Source organism: Spirosoma aureum, assembly GCF_011604685.1.
GTDB lineage: Bacteria > Bacteroidota > Bacteroidia > Cytophagales > Spirosomataceae > Spirosoma > Spirosoma aureum.
Genome location: NZ_CP050063.1, coordinates 5,679,500 through 5,695,674 on the forward strand (window position 1 = coordinate 5,679,500; position 16,175 = coordinate 5,695,674).

11 protein-coding genes are annotated in these 16,175 nt (G+C 48.0%); 3 read left to right on the forward strand and 8 right to left on the reverse strand.

Translation table 11 applies throughout. From position 1 onward, the window contains the following. Positions 1 to 268: 268 nt before the first annotated feature. From G8759_RS22585 to G8759_RS22595, 3 genes are all read right to left on the reverse strand, one after another. Positions 269 to 1,948: a RagB/SusD family nutrient uptake outer membrane protein gene (locus G8759_RS22585; RefSeq protein WP_167212831.1), complete on the reverse strand. Its 1,680-nt coding sequence runs from the start codon at positions 1,946 to 1,948 to the stop codon at positions 269 to 271. Between the two features lie 46 nt (positions 1,949 to 1,994). Further along, the gene (locus G8759_RS22590) at positions 1,995 to 5,243 is read right to left on the reverse strand and encodes a TonB-dependent receptor (RefSeq protein ID WP_167212834.1); all 3,249 of its coding nucleotides are present in this window, start codon (positions 5,241 to 5,243) and stop codon (positions 1,995 to 1,997) included. A gap of 277 nt (positions 5,244 to 5,520) precedes the next feature. Then, positions 5,521 to 6,576 carry a FecR family protein gene (locus G8759_RS22595; RefSeq protein WP_167212837.1) on the reverse strand — a complete coding sequence of 352 codons (1,056 nt, stop codon included), beginning with the start codon at positions 6,574 to 6,576 and terminating at the stop codon, positions 5,521 to 5,523. Between the two features lie 372 nt (positions 6,577 to 6,948). Here G8759_RS22595 and G8759_RS22600 point away from each other — a divergent pair, with 372 nt between their 5' ends. Next, positions 6,949 to 8,238: a nucleoside hydrolase-like domain-containing protein gene (locus G8759_RS22600; protein ID WP_167212841.1), complete on the forward strand. Its 1,290-nt coding sequence runs from the start codon at positions 6,949 to 6,951 to the stop codon at positions 8,236 to 8,238. A 46-nt stretch (positions 8,239 to 8,284) separates the two neighbouring features. Here G8759_RS22600 and G8759_RS22605 read toward each other — a convergent pair whose 3' ends face one another. After that, positions 8,285 to 8,857: an RNA polymerase sigma-70 factor gene (locus G8759_RS22605; protein WP_167212844.1), complete on the reverse strand. Its 573-nt coding sequence runs from the start codon at positions 8,855 to 8,857 to the stop codon at positions 8,285 to 8,287. Positions 8,858 to 9,143: 286 nt separating this feature from the next. On the opposite strand from G8759_RS22605, the gene G8759_RS22610 reads away from it, so the two are divergent. Together G8759_RS22610 and G8759_RS22615 are read left to right on the forward strand one after the other, a co-directional pair. After that, positions 9,144 to 10,064, forward strand: coding sequence for an alpha/beta hydrolase (locus tag G8759_RS22610; RefSeq protein WP_167212847.1), 921 nt, complete (start codon positions 9,144 to 9,146; stop codon positions 10,062 to 10,064). A 47-nt stretch (positions 10,065 to 10,111) separates the two neighbouring features. Then, positions 10,112 to 11,095 (forward strand): alpha/beta hydrolase, encoded by a 984-nt coding sequence (locus G8759_RS22615; RefSeq protein WP_167212851.1) that lies wholly within the window; start codon positions 10,112 to 10,114, stop codon positions 11,093 to 11,095. 28 nt (positions 11,096 to 11,123) lie between these two features. Here G8759_RS22615 and G8759_RS22620 read toward each other — a convergent pair whose 3' ends face one another. The 4 genes from G8759_RS22620 to G8759_RS22635 form a co-directional block, all read right to left on the reverse strand. Further along, entirely contained in the window at positions 11,124 to 12,077 is a 954-nt protein-coding gene (locus G8759_RS22620; RefSeq protein ID WP_167212855.1) for a hypothetical protein, read from the reverse strand. Positions 12,078 to 12,180: 103 nt separating this feature from the next. Beyond that, positions 12,181 to 13,413: a glycoside hydrolase family 88/105 protein gene (locus tag G8759_RS22625; protein WP_232073908.1), complete on the reverse strand. Its 1,233-nt coding sequence runs from the start codon at positions 13,411 to 13,413 to the stop codon at positions 12,181 to 12,183. 42 nt (positions 13,414 to 13,455) lie between these two features. Beyond that, positions 13,456 to 15,162: a glycoside hydrolase family 43 protein gene (locus G8759_RS22630; protein ID WP_167212858.1), complete on the reverse strand. Its 1,707-nt coding sequence runs from the start codon at positions 15,160 to 15,162 to the stop codon at positions 13,456 to 13,458. 4 nt (positions 15,163 to 15,166) lie between these two features. Further along, entirely contained in the window at positions 15,167 to 16,174 is a 1,008-nt protein-coding gene (locus G8759_RS22635; protein WP_167212861.1) for a pectinesterase family protein, read from the reverse strand. Position 16,175 lies beyond the last annotated feature (1 nt).

A 16,175-nucleotide genomic window follows, 5' to 3' on the forward strand; every position in this document is an offset into this window, starting at 1 on the left:
TTTGCAATCGGTTGCAATTATAATAATTAGCAGGAACTTTATAGTTAATAGAACGTCAGGCTAGTTTTTTACACTAAAAAAACAGTTACCGGAATTAGTTGTAATCGGTGAAGTAAGCCAGGTCGGTTTAGTCTATTTTCCGGCTGTAAACAGAAAAAGCCCTTATGGAAATCCCAAGGGCTTTTTGCACTATCAACCTATGAATTAGCAAAGCAATTTTGGGCTTTCGAGTACGCTTATTTGCAGTCGATAACGCCCTGAATAGTTGTTAGTTATAACCCGGATTCTGAACGAATTCGGTTTTATTCTGTAAAACATCGATCTCAACACGAGGAATTGGCCGCATCAAATGATACGATTTTACATTGGAAGCAGCATCCAGGTTGTATTTAGCCAGTCGCTCGATCAATTTTCCGGTTCGTTTTAGGTCAAACCAGCGAAGTTGTTCCCCAACGAATTCCCGAGCACGTTCGTCCAGCATAAAATCCAGTGTCATATCGGTGGCTTTCACGATCATCTGGTCGCTTTTGCCAGGCAGCGCTGCCCGCTTTCTAACCACATTGACGTAATCAGCTGCAGCACCCGTATTTCCCAGCTTCATGCTGGCTTCGGCTGCGATCAAATACATTTCAGATAACCGAAAAACGAACGCGTCCCGTTTGCTATTCACCACGTCTTTGGCCGAACGGCTCGGATCCGCAAATTTCCAAAGTCCAGCGTAGCGCCACCGTGGAATAACAGGCACACCATTCGCCTGATAGACATCGTTGACATCATAGATGGCATAGGGTTTCGATTTGCGGTACGAATCCGTAACGGCCCGTTTTGAAACGACGGCAATCGTATCACCCAGTTTCATACCAGCGGTCAGGGTTGTCGGATCGTTTGCCCACCAGACCGTCCGGAATGAACCGGCCCAGCGTGCGTCTTTCGTTTCGTCATACAGATCTATCAGGTATTTGGAGGGCATGTACTGCAGTAGTGACCTCCCCGATTCCAGATCATACTGCCAGCCTTTGAGCCCATTGAAATACGGGATAAACATCAGGTGACCATGATGGCCGCCTTCCCAGAGCCAGTAATAGCCCAGATCGTCATAGCGACCATAGTCATTGAGCGTATTATTCTCTGAATAGTTGACAAACCAGATCACTTCTTTATTAGTACTACCGCTACTGTTTGCTATATCCCAGAGCGACCTATAATTTTCGGCCAATTTAAAGTCATAACTTTTTATAACCCGATCAGCCATTGCCAGTGCTTCGGTGTTTTTGTCGCGGGTCAGGTACAGACGCGCCAGAAACGCTGCCACAGCTGGTTCGGTTATGCGTCCACCCTGCGGACTTACCACTCCTTTTATAGTCGTAAGGGCCGTTTCCAGGTCACTGAATATGAGCTTATAAACTTCATCGACAGGTGCTCTAAGGGCTGTTATTTCAGGCTCGGTCGTTTCCTGAGTGCGTAATGGAATAGCGCCAAAGGTTTCTACCAGATGATAGTAATAAAAAGCCCTCAGAAAACGAACTTCCCCTTCCCGAATAGCTTTCAGATTAGCAGGTAACGGCGAATCCTTGATTCGGGCGATGGCTGTATTACAGGTGTTGATGCCCCGGTAAAAGCTTTTCCAGACAAAGATCAACCCACCTTCCGTTGCCTGAAGGTTGGAGTTATAATCAAAATAGGGATACGTGCCGTTTGCCGTGTTACTGAAAAGCATTTCGTCGGTACCCGCTTCTGTCAGCAAATAACCAACGGTTTTGCCGTACCAGATACGCGTGGGTGCATAACATGAATTGACCAGACTCTCAATGCCTTCTGTAGTTTTATAAAAGGCATCTGCAGTCACCGTGTTTTTGTTGTTTTCTTTCAGGAAATCGGAGCAGCCAGTAAGGCTTAAAAGCCCAGCGCATACCATGGAAAGAAATAGGTAGTTAAAGATTTTCTTCATGATTATGGAAAGACAGTGTCTTGAATCAACAAGGTCTATTAAGGAGTTAGAAACTGACGTTAAGGCCAACGATAAGCTGTTTAGTCAGCGGAAAATCGACGGAACCACCCCGCTCAGGATCGTAATCTTTCAGCTTACTGAAGGTGAAAAAGTTCTTCGCGGTCGAATAGATCGTTACGTTACTCAACGGGGTCTTTTTCAGCAGGATTTTCGGTAAGTTATAACTCAGCCGGATGTCCTTAATTTTCCAGAAGGAGCCATCAATGTACCCCAACGTCGACAGGTACTGGTCAGTATGGCTCAGCCACGGACGCGGGTAGGCATTGGTGGGGTTTTCGGGCGTCCAATAGTCGGCAACTGCCGCCGTGCCACCCGGATAAAAATAGCCGAGATACTGGCTTGAAATCAGTTGGCCAGCCCGTACGTAAACCAGCACCGAGAGGTTGAAATTGCCATACGTAAAGTTATTGGTTATCCCACCCGACCATTTCGGCGATGCCTGTCCCAGCACAACGCGATCATCGCTGGCCGTAATCTTACCGTCGTTGTTCTGATCCCGGACTTTGATTTCGCCGGGCACTTTGTTGTATTTAGCCGCTTCATCCTTTTCAGCCGTTTGCCAGATGCCGGTTTTTTCATAATCGTAAAAAACCCGAAGTGGTTTGCCAACAAACCAGGCCTTTGACACATCGTCGCCCCCAACACTAAGCGCCACGATCTCTTCCTTGTAAGTCGCCAGATTCAGGTCGGTCGACCAGGTGAACTTGGGCGATGTGTAATTGCGGGTCGAAATAAGCAGATCGACACCTCTGGTTTTGGTTTTCCCTACGTTGGCAACTGTGGTACTATACCCCGTTAGTGAGGGTAGAATACGATCCATCAGCAGATCGCTGGTGTTGGTCCGGTATACGTCGACAGAACCGGTCACCCGATTTTTAAAAAAGCCGAAGTCAAGTCCGACGTTGACAGTTGCGGTTTTTTCCCAACCTAAATCTTTGTTTGCCAGCAACTTAGGCCAATATCCGAAAGCAGGTGTTTCATCAAATGAATAGGCGATCTTACTAAGCCCTCCCTGTGTCTGGTAAGCGGCAATAGCACTGTTTCCAGAAATCCCATAACTGGCTCTAAGTTTCATTTCGGAAAACAGATTCCCGGCATTTGTCATAAACGACTCATCCAGCATGCGCCAGGCTACCGCCACGGAGGGGAAGTAGGCCCACTTGTGTCCCTCCGCCAGTACCGACGCTCCATCGGCACGTAACGAAGCAGTTAAGAGATACCGATCTTTGAACTTATAGTTCAGGCGACCAAACACCGATGCGAGTGAGCTTTCGATGAGGCTACTGGTCGTAATAATGTCTTTAGTATTGGTATTCAGGTTGTAGAACAGCGACGATGAAAACGGCTGATCTTTTCCTTCTCCCGAAAAATTAACGGTCCGGTAACTGATCATACTGGTCCCGACCATCGCGTTTAGGGAGTGGTCGCCGATGGTTTTAGTATAATTCAGTACGTTTTCCCAGGTCCAGTTACGGTTTTTGATATCCGTCAACGCAGCCCGCGAGTACCCACTGTTCACCCCAGCCAGTGTTGTGTTCTTTCCTTCAAAAATACCCTGCTGACTAGTAGCGATATCGATACCAAAGCTAGAACGGAGCGACAGGTTTTTCAAAATCGACCATTCACCAAAACCGAGCATAAAAATTCGATTGCTTGACGTCAGGTTGGAATAATTGTCAGGGCTTTCATCCAGAAGCGGATTATAGACCACAGCACCAGGAAACGGATATGTTTTGATCGTGCCATCGTCATTGTAAGGAATTCCCAGCGGTGAGTTTTTCTGAAGATTCCAGAAACTGGTATTCCGCCGTTGCTGCGTTGACGAATTGAAATTCAGTACCATCCCAATCTTCAGGTTATTCAGAACCTGGTGGTCGAGATTTAGGTGCTGAACGAAACGTCGTAACTGATCATATTTGAGCAGACCGCGCTCGTTGAAATACTCTGACGACAGACGAAATTTTGTTTTTTCGTTGCCACCTGAAATGGCAATATGATTGTTCTGAACGCTCCCACTTCGTAGCATTAGACTAACCCAATCCGTATTGACGCCTTTTCTGATATTTTCCAGCTGCACATTGAAAACCTTTTCATCATCGGCTGGGCTACTCCACTGACCTGCGGCCCGGTAGGCTTCACGAGTCATGGCAACATATTGGTCCGTATTGGTAACGTGCTGATAGGCAACCGGATCGTTTATCCCGTAGTAGTTATTGAATTCAACTTTCGTTTTGCCAACCTTCCCGCTTTTGGTGGTGATCAGTACAACGCCATTGGCCCCTCTCGACCCATAAATGGCAGTTGACGAAGCATCTTTCAATACGTCAACAGAAGCAATATCATTCGGATTGATATCGATATACGACCCATACTGAATCCCATCGACCAGAATCAGCGGCTGGTTGGATGCATTGAGCGACCGGTTACCCCGAATGGTAAAATTGAGGGGTGCGCCCGTTTCGCCACTGCTTCGGGTCAGGTCCATACCCGCTACTTTTCCCTGCAAGGTTTCCAGCGCATTGACGACCGGAGTAGAGGTAATCTGGGTTTCTTTGATGGATACTACCGACCCGGTCAGATCTCTTTTTTGCACCTGTCCGTATCCAACCACAACCACTTCATCCAGCGAATTGAGATCCGGCTGCATGGTCAGAGTCAGTGTGGTCTGATTGCCAATGACCACATCCTGGCTTTTATAGCCGACAAAGGAAAGTGTCAGCGTCACCCCGCCAGCTGGAACACTAAGTTTGAACTGGCCTTTTGCATCGCTGGTCGTTCCCCGCGCGGTTCCTTTGATAACGATGCTGACACCGGGAAGATTTTCTCCTTTCTCGTCGGTAATAGTACCGGTAATTAGTTGATCAGCCGCTTCAGGTTGGGGTAAAGCATCTTCTATCTTTGTTTCAGCATTCTGAACAATACTGTCTAAAACAATATGCCCATTAATAAGCTGATAGGTCAGATTTAAGGGCCTAAGCAGTTGGTCCAGTGCATCGCCCAGCCGCACATTGTTCAGATGGATGGTAACGGGTCGGTCAACCCCGATGTTGCGGGAACTGTACACGAACTTGACCGACGTTTGCTTCTCGATCTGGCCGATAACCGATCGAAGGCGTTGCCCTTCGGTATGCAGCGATATCGACTTATTCAGTAGCTCCTGCGCTTTGCCGTCGAAGCCATAGGACAGGCCCACAAACGTGATTAACAAAAAGAGTTGTACAACAGATAGTTTCATAAGCAGCAGAAAAAACGGTATACGTCGGCTGCATGACCAACTCAATAGAGCTGAATCAAATTTTTTCATACCTTTAAGGGTTTGTTAAATGGACGATTTGGCAAATAAACCCCTCATTCACTGGGCAGTGCAATGCCACAGATGAATCGCTTACCAGGCTACATGAGGGATGATTCTGAAGCTGAACATGGTGCAAACATGTTCAGCTTCTTTTTTTCGAGAGGGGTGTAATGAATTTACATAGGCAACAGGTTTAGCGATTGTTACATGAGTTTAACTAGAGATTGGCGCATCCTTTTCCACTAATCACAATGGTTGTTCCCTGCACTGCGTAGCTGGATTTTGTAGCTGCACAAATCATATCTAATTGAGCATATAAAGGGAGGTTGGATAGATCGGCAGTTAGTGGGCATTCATTCTGATTTTCATTTTCAAGCCTGATCGTTATGCCGTATGCTTCCTCCAGCTGATCAATGACACGACGAAGCGGAATATCATCAAACTCAAACGAGCGAGCCACGGGTTCGGATTTGGCAGATTGAATCAATTGCGGATGCTCCACAAGACCCGTTACAAATTGCTGATTATCGGGCGAATAGATTGCTTTCTGATTCGGATTCAACACAATTGCGTTCGTCGTGTCGATCGTTTCAATTTCCTTAGTCTGTTTATAAACGGCTACCCGGCCGGTTGCCACTTCAACAACGACCTGTTTTGTTGTCGCCTGTGTTTTCACTAAAAAACTGGTTCCTAATACCCTGGTAACAACCGTGCCGGTGTACACGTAAAACGGTCTCGATGGCATTTTTTGGACCGTAAAAAAGCCCTCCCCGATCAGTAAAATTTCTCGTTTATCAGCCGCGAATTTAGCCGGGAACTGAATCGAACTTTGGGGTGCCAATCGAACCTGGCTACCATCAGGAAGTTGAATCACTTCGGATTTATCCGACGAGTTTGTCCGTAGTTGCCATCCGGCATGGCTAATTTCCGACTGAAACCCGTTTTCTGATTTCATTAGTCCGAATTGCTGGCGATAAAACCACCAGCCAGCCAGGAGCACCAGCACAACCGTGGCCGCAACCGCCAGCCAGGGAAAGGAGAATTCACGGTCGGGCTTGCTAACCGGCATCGGAATTACCTTCGGCGATTGCGTCCGGCTCTGAATTTGCTGCCATAGCAGGGGTTCCAAATCCTGCAAATCCGTTTCCTGCAATGGCTCTCTATCCTTGTTCTGTACGATCCCGTACCAATGCTCGACAAATGCTTTCTCTTCCTCAGAGCATTTCCCGTCCAGATACTGTTGCAGAAGAAAACCAAATTCCTTGCGGCTCATACTGAGTTGAGTTAGTCATCCTATACACGACAGACTTCGCCTATGCCGACCGCAAATGGTTTTATTAAATAGTAAAATATTTATAATAAAATTTCACTTTTACCAAATAATTCTCTGTATAATACAAAATTTTTTTAGACTAAACGAATTAAGCTTTGGCTTTTTTTACAGTTGAGTTGCGGAAAACACCTCGTTGTTTGACATATAGAAGGCGGTATAATGCTATTGAACTGATTTTGTTCGATATGATACCGTTTTATGGGAAAGTCATCCTCCATAAGGGGTATATTACGGAAATTCCCTGCTATTTGATTAATCATACTAGCTAAACCTTATCCAGACAATCAGCGATTGTTAAAGGAGAAACCGATTATGAAAAAAGTGTTTTTAAGTTACCTCTTGGCCCTACTTCCCTTAACGCTCATTGCCCAGAAACCCGTACCGATGAAACCTCGCGTTCTGATCAGCACGGACATCGGCGGCACGGACCCGGACGATAATCAGTCAATGGCCCACTTCCTGATGTACAGCAATATGTTCGAGACCGAGGGACTTGTTTCATCGCCCTCCTATGGCTTTGGCACAAAGCGGCATATTCTGGACATGATTGACCTCTACGAGAAAGATCTCACCAAGCTGAGTCAGCACCTGAAAGACTATCCTACACCGGATGCATTGCGGGCTGTTTGCAAACAGGGGCGTCAGGGCGCGGCTCCGTTCAAAGGCTACTCCACAGCCACCGAAGGGTCAGACTGGATCATCAAATGTGCCAAAAAGAAAAGTGAACAGCCACTTTGGGTACTGGTCTGGGGCGGGTTGGACGATCTGGCTCAGGCGCTGCACGACGATCCTTCGATTCAAAGTAAGATCAAGGTGTACTGGATTGGTGGGCCTAACAAAAAGTGGTGTGCGAACCCCTATTCCTATGTCGTCAAAAACTTCCCGAACCTATGGTTCATCGAAGCGAACGGCTCATACAACGGCTTCTTTTCGAGTAATGGCGTGCCTGATAGCCTCAATAACCGAAACTATTACGACCGCTATATCCGTGCTGCCGGACACCTGGGCAAAGATTTTAAAAACTATTACAAGGGCAACGTAAAGATGGGCGACACGCCTTCGCTGCTTTACATGATGGATGGCGATCCAAATGATCCCTTTAAAGAAAGCTGGGGTGGTAGCTTCGAAAAATTTGATCACAGCCCGAGTAACATTTTTAACCGCAACACTACGCTTAACGATACGGTAGGCGTTTATTCGGTGATGGAATTTCACTTAAAAGGACCCAAAGTTAATATTCCGGTAGATTCGGCGTGTTTTACGATGACCGTTCAAGCCCAGATCGGTGAGCAAAAATGGCCGGGGCATTATCTGGGGAATGGTAACTATGTAATCAGGTATATTCCCAAGCAGACCGAAACATTGAGCTATACACTTAACTCAACGATTCCGGGCTTTCCTCAACAGAGTGGAAAATTTGTTGTGAACAATAGCTGGCCGGGCAAACGGGGTGTCAACGATTTTAAACTAGGTGCGAACTGGTACACCGACCGGCGCGATCCATCCCTTTTTGATGGCAGACAGCAAGGTGCTAAAACGGTTCTCAAATGGCGTAGTGCCGCATTGCTGGATTGGGCCAAACGGTGGTCATGGCTGTATTAGGTTTGGCCAACGGGTTAACCCGGATAATTGTGCTATGCAACTTCTTTTAGCAGTAATAGAGCACTACGGCTAACACGAAGTAATCCTGCAGTAAAGGCCGAAGTAGCTTGAGGGCTAAGTTAATATGGTATTCGACGGTTCGTTCGGGAATGCCCAGTTGCGCTGAAATTTCTTTCGCTGACTTATATTCCAGTCGATTCAGTCGGAAAATCTGACGGGTTTTCTCCGGCAAGTCATTCAGTTGATTCTCAACGGTAGCCATCAGGTCGTTCAGGGCAATTTGTTCTTCCGTAGTTTGTTCATTCGACGAAAAATTTTGCGCATGTTCCACGTATTTCTCACGGATCAGTCGCGCCCTGAACAGATTGATAATGGCGTTTTTGAGGGATGTATGTAAATAAGCACCCAGATTTTCGATAAGCAGGTTTTCGCGCTGCTCCCATAACCGCACGAATAAATCCTGAACCATATCCTCGGGGCTATCCGTCGAGGGAAGCTTATTTCTGGCTATGGTGAATAACTTCCTCCAGTGACGCGTATAGATTTCCTGAAAAGCAGATTCATCCCCTTTTTTCAGGTAAATCAATAAGGCAGTATCAGGAAGGGTTTTGTAATCCATTTCAGCCCCCGGCATCACCGGAATTTGCTTCTAAAGTACATAATTTTATATGCATAATGATTTTATACCTGTCATATTGCCCTAGTTATCCTGTTCAATTCAGAAGCAGAAAAGCCAATTTCTGATCACATAGTCGAGTTTGCCATCACCCAATTCAGCTCGGGAACGTTCCCGGTAACGATTGCGTAAAATGTCACAATATTTCCTTTGCTTAATCTAATCGGCTTCTTTATCCTTGAACAAGTTTTCCTCCTGCCAGGCATTTATCGCCTTATACCTTCCCCTCATGCGCAAAATTTGTTTACTAGTTATCCTTCTTTTGACCTCAGGTTTCTGCGCAAAAGCACAGGAGTTTATTCCGCTTTGGCCAGTGGGTAACATGCCAAATACAAAAGGTATGTCGCTAAAGGATAGTATTGCTAACGAGCGCGTTTACCAGGTTGGAACGCCAGGCATGTATGCCTTTTTTCCTTCGGCCCAGGAGAATAAAGGAGTGGCTGTGGTGATTTGTCCAGGTGGAGGCTACGAACGTCTGGCGTATATAATTAGTGGGTGGCAATTGGCGAAATGGTTCAATACAATGGGGATCAGCGCCTTTGTCCTCAATTATCGACTACCGAATTCGCCCGATCTGAAACAGCGTGAACTGGGACCGCTTCAGGACGCTCAGCGAGCGATACGATTTATCCGCAGTAATGCTAAAAAATGGAGAATAAAGCCAGATCGAATCGGATCGATGGGTTCATCAGCCGGAGGTCATCTGGCAGCACTGCTGGCAACCAATACAACCGATGTTTCGGCCATTGGCGATTCGATCAGCCGATTGTCGTTCAGACCCGATTTTGCCATTCTGGTTTCGCCGGTTATCACGATGGGCAACTATGCACACGCGGGCAGCCGGAAAAATCTGTTAGGCCAAAATCCCTCCGCCGACTTGTTGAAAGCCTATTCGCTGGAAAACACGGTAACCCCCACCACACCGCCCTGTTTTTTGGCTCATGCCTACAATGACACGGTTGTCGATCAACGAAACAGTTTGCTGTTTTATCAGGCATTGATTGACCAGAAAATTCCGGCCAGTCTCCATATATTTCCACAAGGAGGCCATGCGATTGCTCTACGAAACAATCCGGGATCAACGCAACAATGGACAACGTTGTGTGAAAGCTGGCTCCTGGAAATGAATCTGATTTCTGATGCGAATTAGGCAGTAAAGTTGCCCAAACTAGTCATTACCGTCCTGACCAAACTGATATGAATCGCCCTTTTGTTTTACTCCTGATCACGGCACTTTGTACAACCGTAACTTATGCCCAATTAAGGCCGACTGGCGGAAAAGATACGTCCTTTACCGTGCAAGGTTCTTACCTGCGTGAGAAGAAATACCACCCCGATATTACATTGGCCGATTCTACGCTGCCATCTGGAATCCGGGTCGATAAAGCTATTCCGTTCAGTACACCCACCAAAGGAAGAAATCTGCTGCTGGATGTGTACGCTCGGCCAGCCGTTTCGGGGAATACTCGTCCGGCAATTGTCATGATTCACGGGGGTGGCTGGCGGTCGGGCGACCGGTCGCATAACAACACCCTGGCTGGACAGCTGGCTGCTAAAGGATTTGTGACCATTCCCCTCGAATACCGGCTGTCGACGGAGGCTTTATACCCGGCCGCCGTTTATGATGTCAAAGCGGCAATTCGCTGGGTTCGGGCCAATGCGAAGAAATATGGCATTGACCCCAACCGAATCGCAGTGCTGGGCTTTTCGGCGGGTGGCCAGTTGGCCGCTTTGGTTGGTACCACAAACGGGCAGGCAACATTTGAGGGATCAGGGGGTAATGCTCACTCTTCAAGTACCGTCCAGGCCATTGTCGATATTGATGGCGTTCTCGCTTTTATTCACCCGGAATCGGGGGAGGGCGATGATTCAAAATCGACATCGGCGGCTACGTACTGGTTCGGTTATTCCAAAACGCAGCGGCCCGATTTATGGCAGGAAGCCTCGGCGCTTAATCACATTGACAAGCATACTCCCCCAATTTTATTCCTGAACAGTTCGGTGGATCGTATGCACGGCGGGCGTGATGATCTGATAAAAAAACTGAACGACCTGCGTATCTATTCAGAAGTGCATACGTTTCCCGACGCGCCCCATACGTTCATGTTTTTCAATCCCTGGTTCACCCCGACTCTGACCTATATCTCTGACTTTCTGAACCGCGTATTGCCGACAAAATGAACCAGCATCAGTGCATCAACTATACGCATCAATTCGACACCAGCCGTCCCTGAGCATCCTCTACGTGCAGACGGTTCAGATCCAGTCCATCCAATACCAGTACACCCTGTATGGACGATTGCTGTTTAGCATCCTGTTTCCACGACCAGACCAGTTTACCCGCCGGGGAGTATTCCAGAATCTGCGTTCCACTGGCTCCGTGTTCAGGCCCGTGTCCCTGCCAGTTAGCCACCACCCAGTTTCCATTCTTCAGAATCTGAAAACCAGAAAAAAAGTGAGGATTGACAACGGGCGGGCCACTGAGACTATCGACAAAACTGCCTTTTTTATCGAATTGCTGGAAATTGGCCGAATAACCTCCACTCACCAATGTATTGCCATTACCGAGCCGCTGGGCCTGCCAAGCGTGTTGCGCTTTGTCCTGTTTCGTCAGCTGAGCCTGCCAGGCAATAGAGCCATCGGGTTTTCCTTCAATCACCCGGTCATTAGAGGTGAGCAGAAAATTGCCGTCAGCCGTTTCGCGAATCAGCCGGACATACGTAAAGTCTGGATAATTAATAGTTCTTTGTACGGTCTGGTTCTGATCAAGCTCAAGCAATACGATGCCTTTTTTCCCCTGCCAGTTTAAACCAACCAGCATGGTATGGCCATTGCGTAAGCGCCGGGCGGCAATCGTTCCATCGTATGTGGTCAGCTCGGCTACTTTTGCCCCCGTCTTGATATCCCGCTCTTCGTAGCCCTTGCCGGTGCCGATCATCACTCTCCCCTGCCCTATTAGTTGCAGATCCCGACCAGCCGGAACGGCCACAAAGTAGTTTCGTTCGGGATGAGCCAGATCGATGTAATTCAATTTGGAGAGTCCCTCATCGCGTAACAGCATCTGCCGGGATGCGTAACTTCCGTTGGAAGGCTGCGCGGCACAATGCAGATAGAACAGCAGTAAAAGGGCGGAAAATAAGCTGGTAGTAACGTTCTTTTTCATGCGTTAAACGCCTTGGTTATTCGGGTAAAGTATAAGTTGAATCCAAAGCTATCAAATTCAACAGTGAAATGAGTGATCAATTCCCACAATGCAATATACCTGGCTACTTTATGCCCTCAAACTCAAGTGCCAGCATGATAAAAGGGCCAACGGACTTAGGATCATTATCCCGTTTCGCTTCCTGACAATAGTATTCGTAAGACCCATCGCGATAAGGCGTGCCACCCAAACCAGCTCCTGCACAGGCGTCCGTGATCGTTACAACCCCCGTTGGCTGTGTTTTGATAAAATGCGTTAAAATGCCATTGTATCCCTTTTGGGCAATGTCTTTGAATTTCGGGTCAAGATAGCCCTTCCGGGTAGCTTTCATCAGAAAATACACAAACATGGTCGAGGCCGACGATTCAACGTAATTACCTTCCTGTTTGCCAATGTCCATCACCTGGTACCAAAGCCCGCTTGGCGAATCCTGATAGGTCGCCAGTGTTTGCGCCAGGTTTCGGGTAATTTCCAGAATCTGTTCCCGCTGAGGATGATCTGCCGGAAAATAGTCGAGTACATCCACCAAGGTCATGGCGTACCAGCCCATGCCACGCCCCCACACATGCGGTGATTTGCCGGTTTCTTTATCTGCCCAACGCTGCTGTCTGCTTTCATCCCAACCGTGATAATAAAGGCCCGTTTTCGGATCTTTATTGTGGGCATCAATTAGCCGGATTTGATTGGCTACGTCAGAAAATAGCTCGGGTTCGTTGAAAACCTGGGCATACTGAGCCAGAAAGGGCGATGCCATGTATAACCCATCGAGCCACATCTGGTGCGGATAGTGTTTTTTATGCCAGAACCCGCCTTCACTCGTACGCGGATGCGTAAGCATCTGACTGCGTAATAATCGAATGGCTTTTTCATACCTGGGGTCATGCGTGCGCTCGTATAAGGCAAACAGAATTTTTCCGGAGTTTACGGCATCGATGTTGTACTGGGTCAGGGTGTAGGTTTTTATGCTGCCATCCGGATTGATCATATCGTCGGCGTATTCCTTGATATAGTCGTAGTATTTTTCCGTATGAGTCTGTCGCCACAATTTTTCAAGCGAGCTGCAAACCAATCCGTTACAATAACCCCATCGAGGTACTTTCGAAAAATCAAGCATCCACCCTTTCGGGTTCCGCCCAATATCGGAATCCGCCATTCGCACCGACCAGGGCACATTTGTTTCAGTCGGTGTTCTGGCTTGCTGCGCCGAAACGGATGCCTTCAACGTGGCTAGCATCACTACCCACACAATCAAAATTCTCACAGAGCATACCTGCCTGTTTGTTGTAGCGTCTTCCATTCGAGCGGTTGTATTGAATGACTACTGGAATCGGGGCATTGATCATGGATTCTCCGAGGGTACGGATTCAACCCGAAACCAGTCGAAGTCGGCATAGCCTGAATCATTGATCTGGGTGGTACGGGTACAGAAGATACCCATTTTGGCACCGATCCAGCGCCCCACTTCCGCCTGAAACGGATCGCCGGTTTTGGTAAAATTCTGCCCATCCAAGCTGTAACTGAACTGACACCTGGCACCCTCTGTCACCACCACACGGAGATACACCGGACTACCGGCGTTCATTTTAGCAATAACGGTTTCGACTTCCGGTTTTCCCTCTGACGCCTTTTTACAAACGCCATAGACCAGGTTGACCCCATCCTTACTGCTTTTTAGCACTAGATTCGCATAGCTCAACCCCATGATGATCAGCCCCGTCCGTTCGTTTTCCAGTTTTGGATTTGGTTTAAAGATTAGCTTTGTGGTTACCATGAACCGCTCGGCCGGAAACTTCTGTAACAACAGGTTTGGCACCTCCCAGTTGTTTTTGATGTCCTCAGGTGCCTTGTAGGAATATAGTCGCAGAAACCCCTGATTACTCGTCGTATGCCAGATGCCTTTCGGGTTGGCCTGCCACTGCCACTGGCGTCCCGGCATCGTTGAACTGAACTCGTCCGATTCGACGGGTGTACTAATTGGAAATTCTTTGCCTGGCGACGGCCCCGCAATGGCTGGTTTTTTATACGTCAATACGGGTTCTCCCTTGCCATCACCGTCGGCATCGATACCGATAACCGGCCAGTCGTTCACCCACTTCATCGGTTGCAGATGCACAACCCGACCGTAGGCTTCCTTATCCTGAAAATGCAAAAACCAGTCTTCGCCAGGCTTACCATTGACCGGCTTCGTATCGACCCAGGCACCCTGATGCGGACCATTGATCGAACTTTTACCCTGATCCATAACAACTTTTCGTTCGTATGGCCCATAAATTTCCTTAGACCGGAGCACGAGTTGCCAGCCCGTAGGCACCCCCCCCGCCGGAGCGAAGATGTAGTAAAAGCCATTGCGTTTATAAATCTTCGGCCCCTCAATGGTTGGGTCCGTTTCGTGACCGTCGTACACGATGACGCCCTCATCCAGCACTTTGGTCCCTTCGCCATTCAGTTTTTTGACGGTAAGAATGCTTTTTATACCGGCCCGGCTACCGGCCCATCCATGTATCAGATAAACCTGCCCGTTGTCGTCCCAAAGCGGGCACGGGTCAATCAGGCCCTTGCCACCCTCCACCAACACCGGCTCCGACCAGGGGCCAGCCGGGTTGGCCGCTTTAGTTAGATAGATACCAAAATCAGGGTCCGGGTAATAGATGTAGAATTCTTTGTTGTGATAACGGATAGCAGGAGCCCATACCCCATTACCGTGCTGGGTTTTCTCGAAATGCTCGAATGGCGGCTGGCGTTTCAGCGCATGGCCAATAATGCTCCAGTTGACCAGATCCTTTGAGTGCAGAATGGGTAATCCCGGAATGGCATCGAAACTCGATGCGACCAGGTAATAGTCGTCGCCCGCCCGGCAGGCGTCCGGATCAGAATAATCTGCGTTCAGGACCGGGTTTTTGTACGTTCCATTCCCTAAATCGGCGACCCAAACCTTCGAAACATAGGGTGTTTCAGCCTCGGTTGAAGCCGGTTTTGGTCGGGGCGTTTGGGCTACAGCCGAAACTATCGACAGAAAAAACAAACTAATGATACGTACCGAATTCATATGTTTAGGGGCGGGCTGCGTTAGGTAACCAGGCCGATTTTTCAGAAAAAATGGTTGCTAGAGTATAGGTACTGGCCTCTTTATCCGTTAGAACTTTTGACCAGACTGCCCGTTTCGATGAATTCCCTCCGGCTCCAGTATTGCCGTATTCTGCATATAGTACGGTCTTTTCATTAGCCGGATTACCCCAGTTGTCCCAACCTGCGGGCAAAATATGGTTACCCATATCGGTTCGAATGAATATCGTTTTGGCGTTCGGTCGCCAGGGACGACCCAAAAAGACTTTTTTAGCGGCTGGGTCGGCGATCAGTTTGCAATCAAAAAAAACGAATCCGTAGCGCTGATACCCTGGTGTAGCTGCTGCCGTAATGAATGAATCGGACAGGCTTTTGATCGTGCAGGATTGAAAAACGGAGATCGATTTTCCGAAAATAAAGTCGGTAGTCCCTTCAATAAAGCAGTTTTCGTAAAACTGACGACTGCCCTCGGCAGCAGCATAAAGCGTATCCTGATTTCCTAAAAGGATGCAGTTTTTGCAGACAAACCGATCACCTTCAACATGCAGTGCGACAGCCTGCCCAACACGCCCGGCCGTGTTTCGGATGGTCAGGTTTTCCAGAATAATATCCGGCGCGTCGACCAGAACGGTATAGGAGGTATAGGTGCTGTATTTGTCTTTACCAGTCCAGTCTTTGCCGCCCGGATAGGCTTTACCTGAGTAATCGTCGCCGGTGATCACAACGCCTTCTTTACTTTCCCCAATGACATGAATGTTGGGTTTCCAGGAAGGAATGACGAGTTTTTCGGCATAAACGCCATTTTTAACATAAAGGCTTACCCGAACCTGCGAATGATCGCGAAAGCTATTGACTGCTTCCTGAATGGTTTTGAAATTGCCACTCCCATCCTGAGCAACCGTAAACGAAGACGGATACGTAGCGGGTGGCGTCGTCTGGCTCCATACATGACTAGTACAGACCAGCAGGCAACTAAGTAGAAGCAGTTGTTTCATT

Coding starts and splice junctions, on each gene's coding strand:
- G8759_RS22605 (WP_167212844.1), bottom strand. CDS start 8,857: ATGGATTACAAAACCCTTCCTGATACTGCCTTATTGATTTACCTGAAA.
- G8759_RS22630 (WP_167212858.1), bottom strand. CDS start 15,162: ATGAATTCGGTACGTATCATTAGTTTGTTTTTTCTGTCGATAGTTTCG.
- G8759_RS22610 (WP_167212847.1), top strand. CDS start 9,144: ATGCGCAAAATTTGTTTACTAGTTATCCTTCTTTTGACCTCAGGTTTC.
- G8759_RS22595 (WP_167212837.1), bottom strand. CDS start 6,576: ATGAGCCGCAAGGAATTTGGTTTTCTTCTGCAACAGTATCTGGACGGG.
- G8759_RS22635 (WP_167212861.1), bottom strand. CDS start 16,174: ATGAAACAACTGCTTCTACTTAGTTGCCTGCTGGTCTGTACTAGTCAT.
- G8759_RS22615 (WP_167212851.1), top strand. CDS start 10,112: ATGAATCGCCCTTTTGTTTTACTCCTGATCACGGCACTTTGTACAACC.
- G8759_RS22585 (WP_167212831.1), bottom strand. CDS start 1,948: ATGAAGAAAATCTTTAACTACCTATTTCTTTCCATGGTATGCGCTGGG.
- G8759_RS22625 (WP_232073908.1), bottom strand. CDS start 13,413: ATGGAAGACGCTACAACAAACAGGCAGGTATGCTCTGTGAGAATTTTG.
- G8759_RS22620 (WP_167212855.1), bottom strand. CDS start 12,077: ATGAAAAAGAACGTTACTACCAGCTTATTTTCCGCCCTTTTACTGCTG.
- G8759_RS22600 (WP_167212841.1), top strand. CDS start 6,949: ATGAAAAAAGTGTTTTTAAGTTACCTCTTGGCCCTACTTCCCTTAACG.
- G8759_RS22590 (WP_167212834.1), bottom strand. CDS start 5,243: ATGAAACTATCTGTTGTACAACTCTTTTTGTTAATCACGTTTGTGGGC.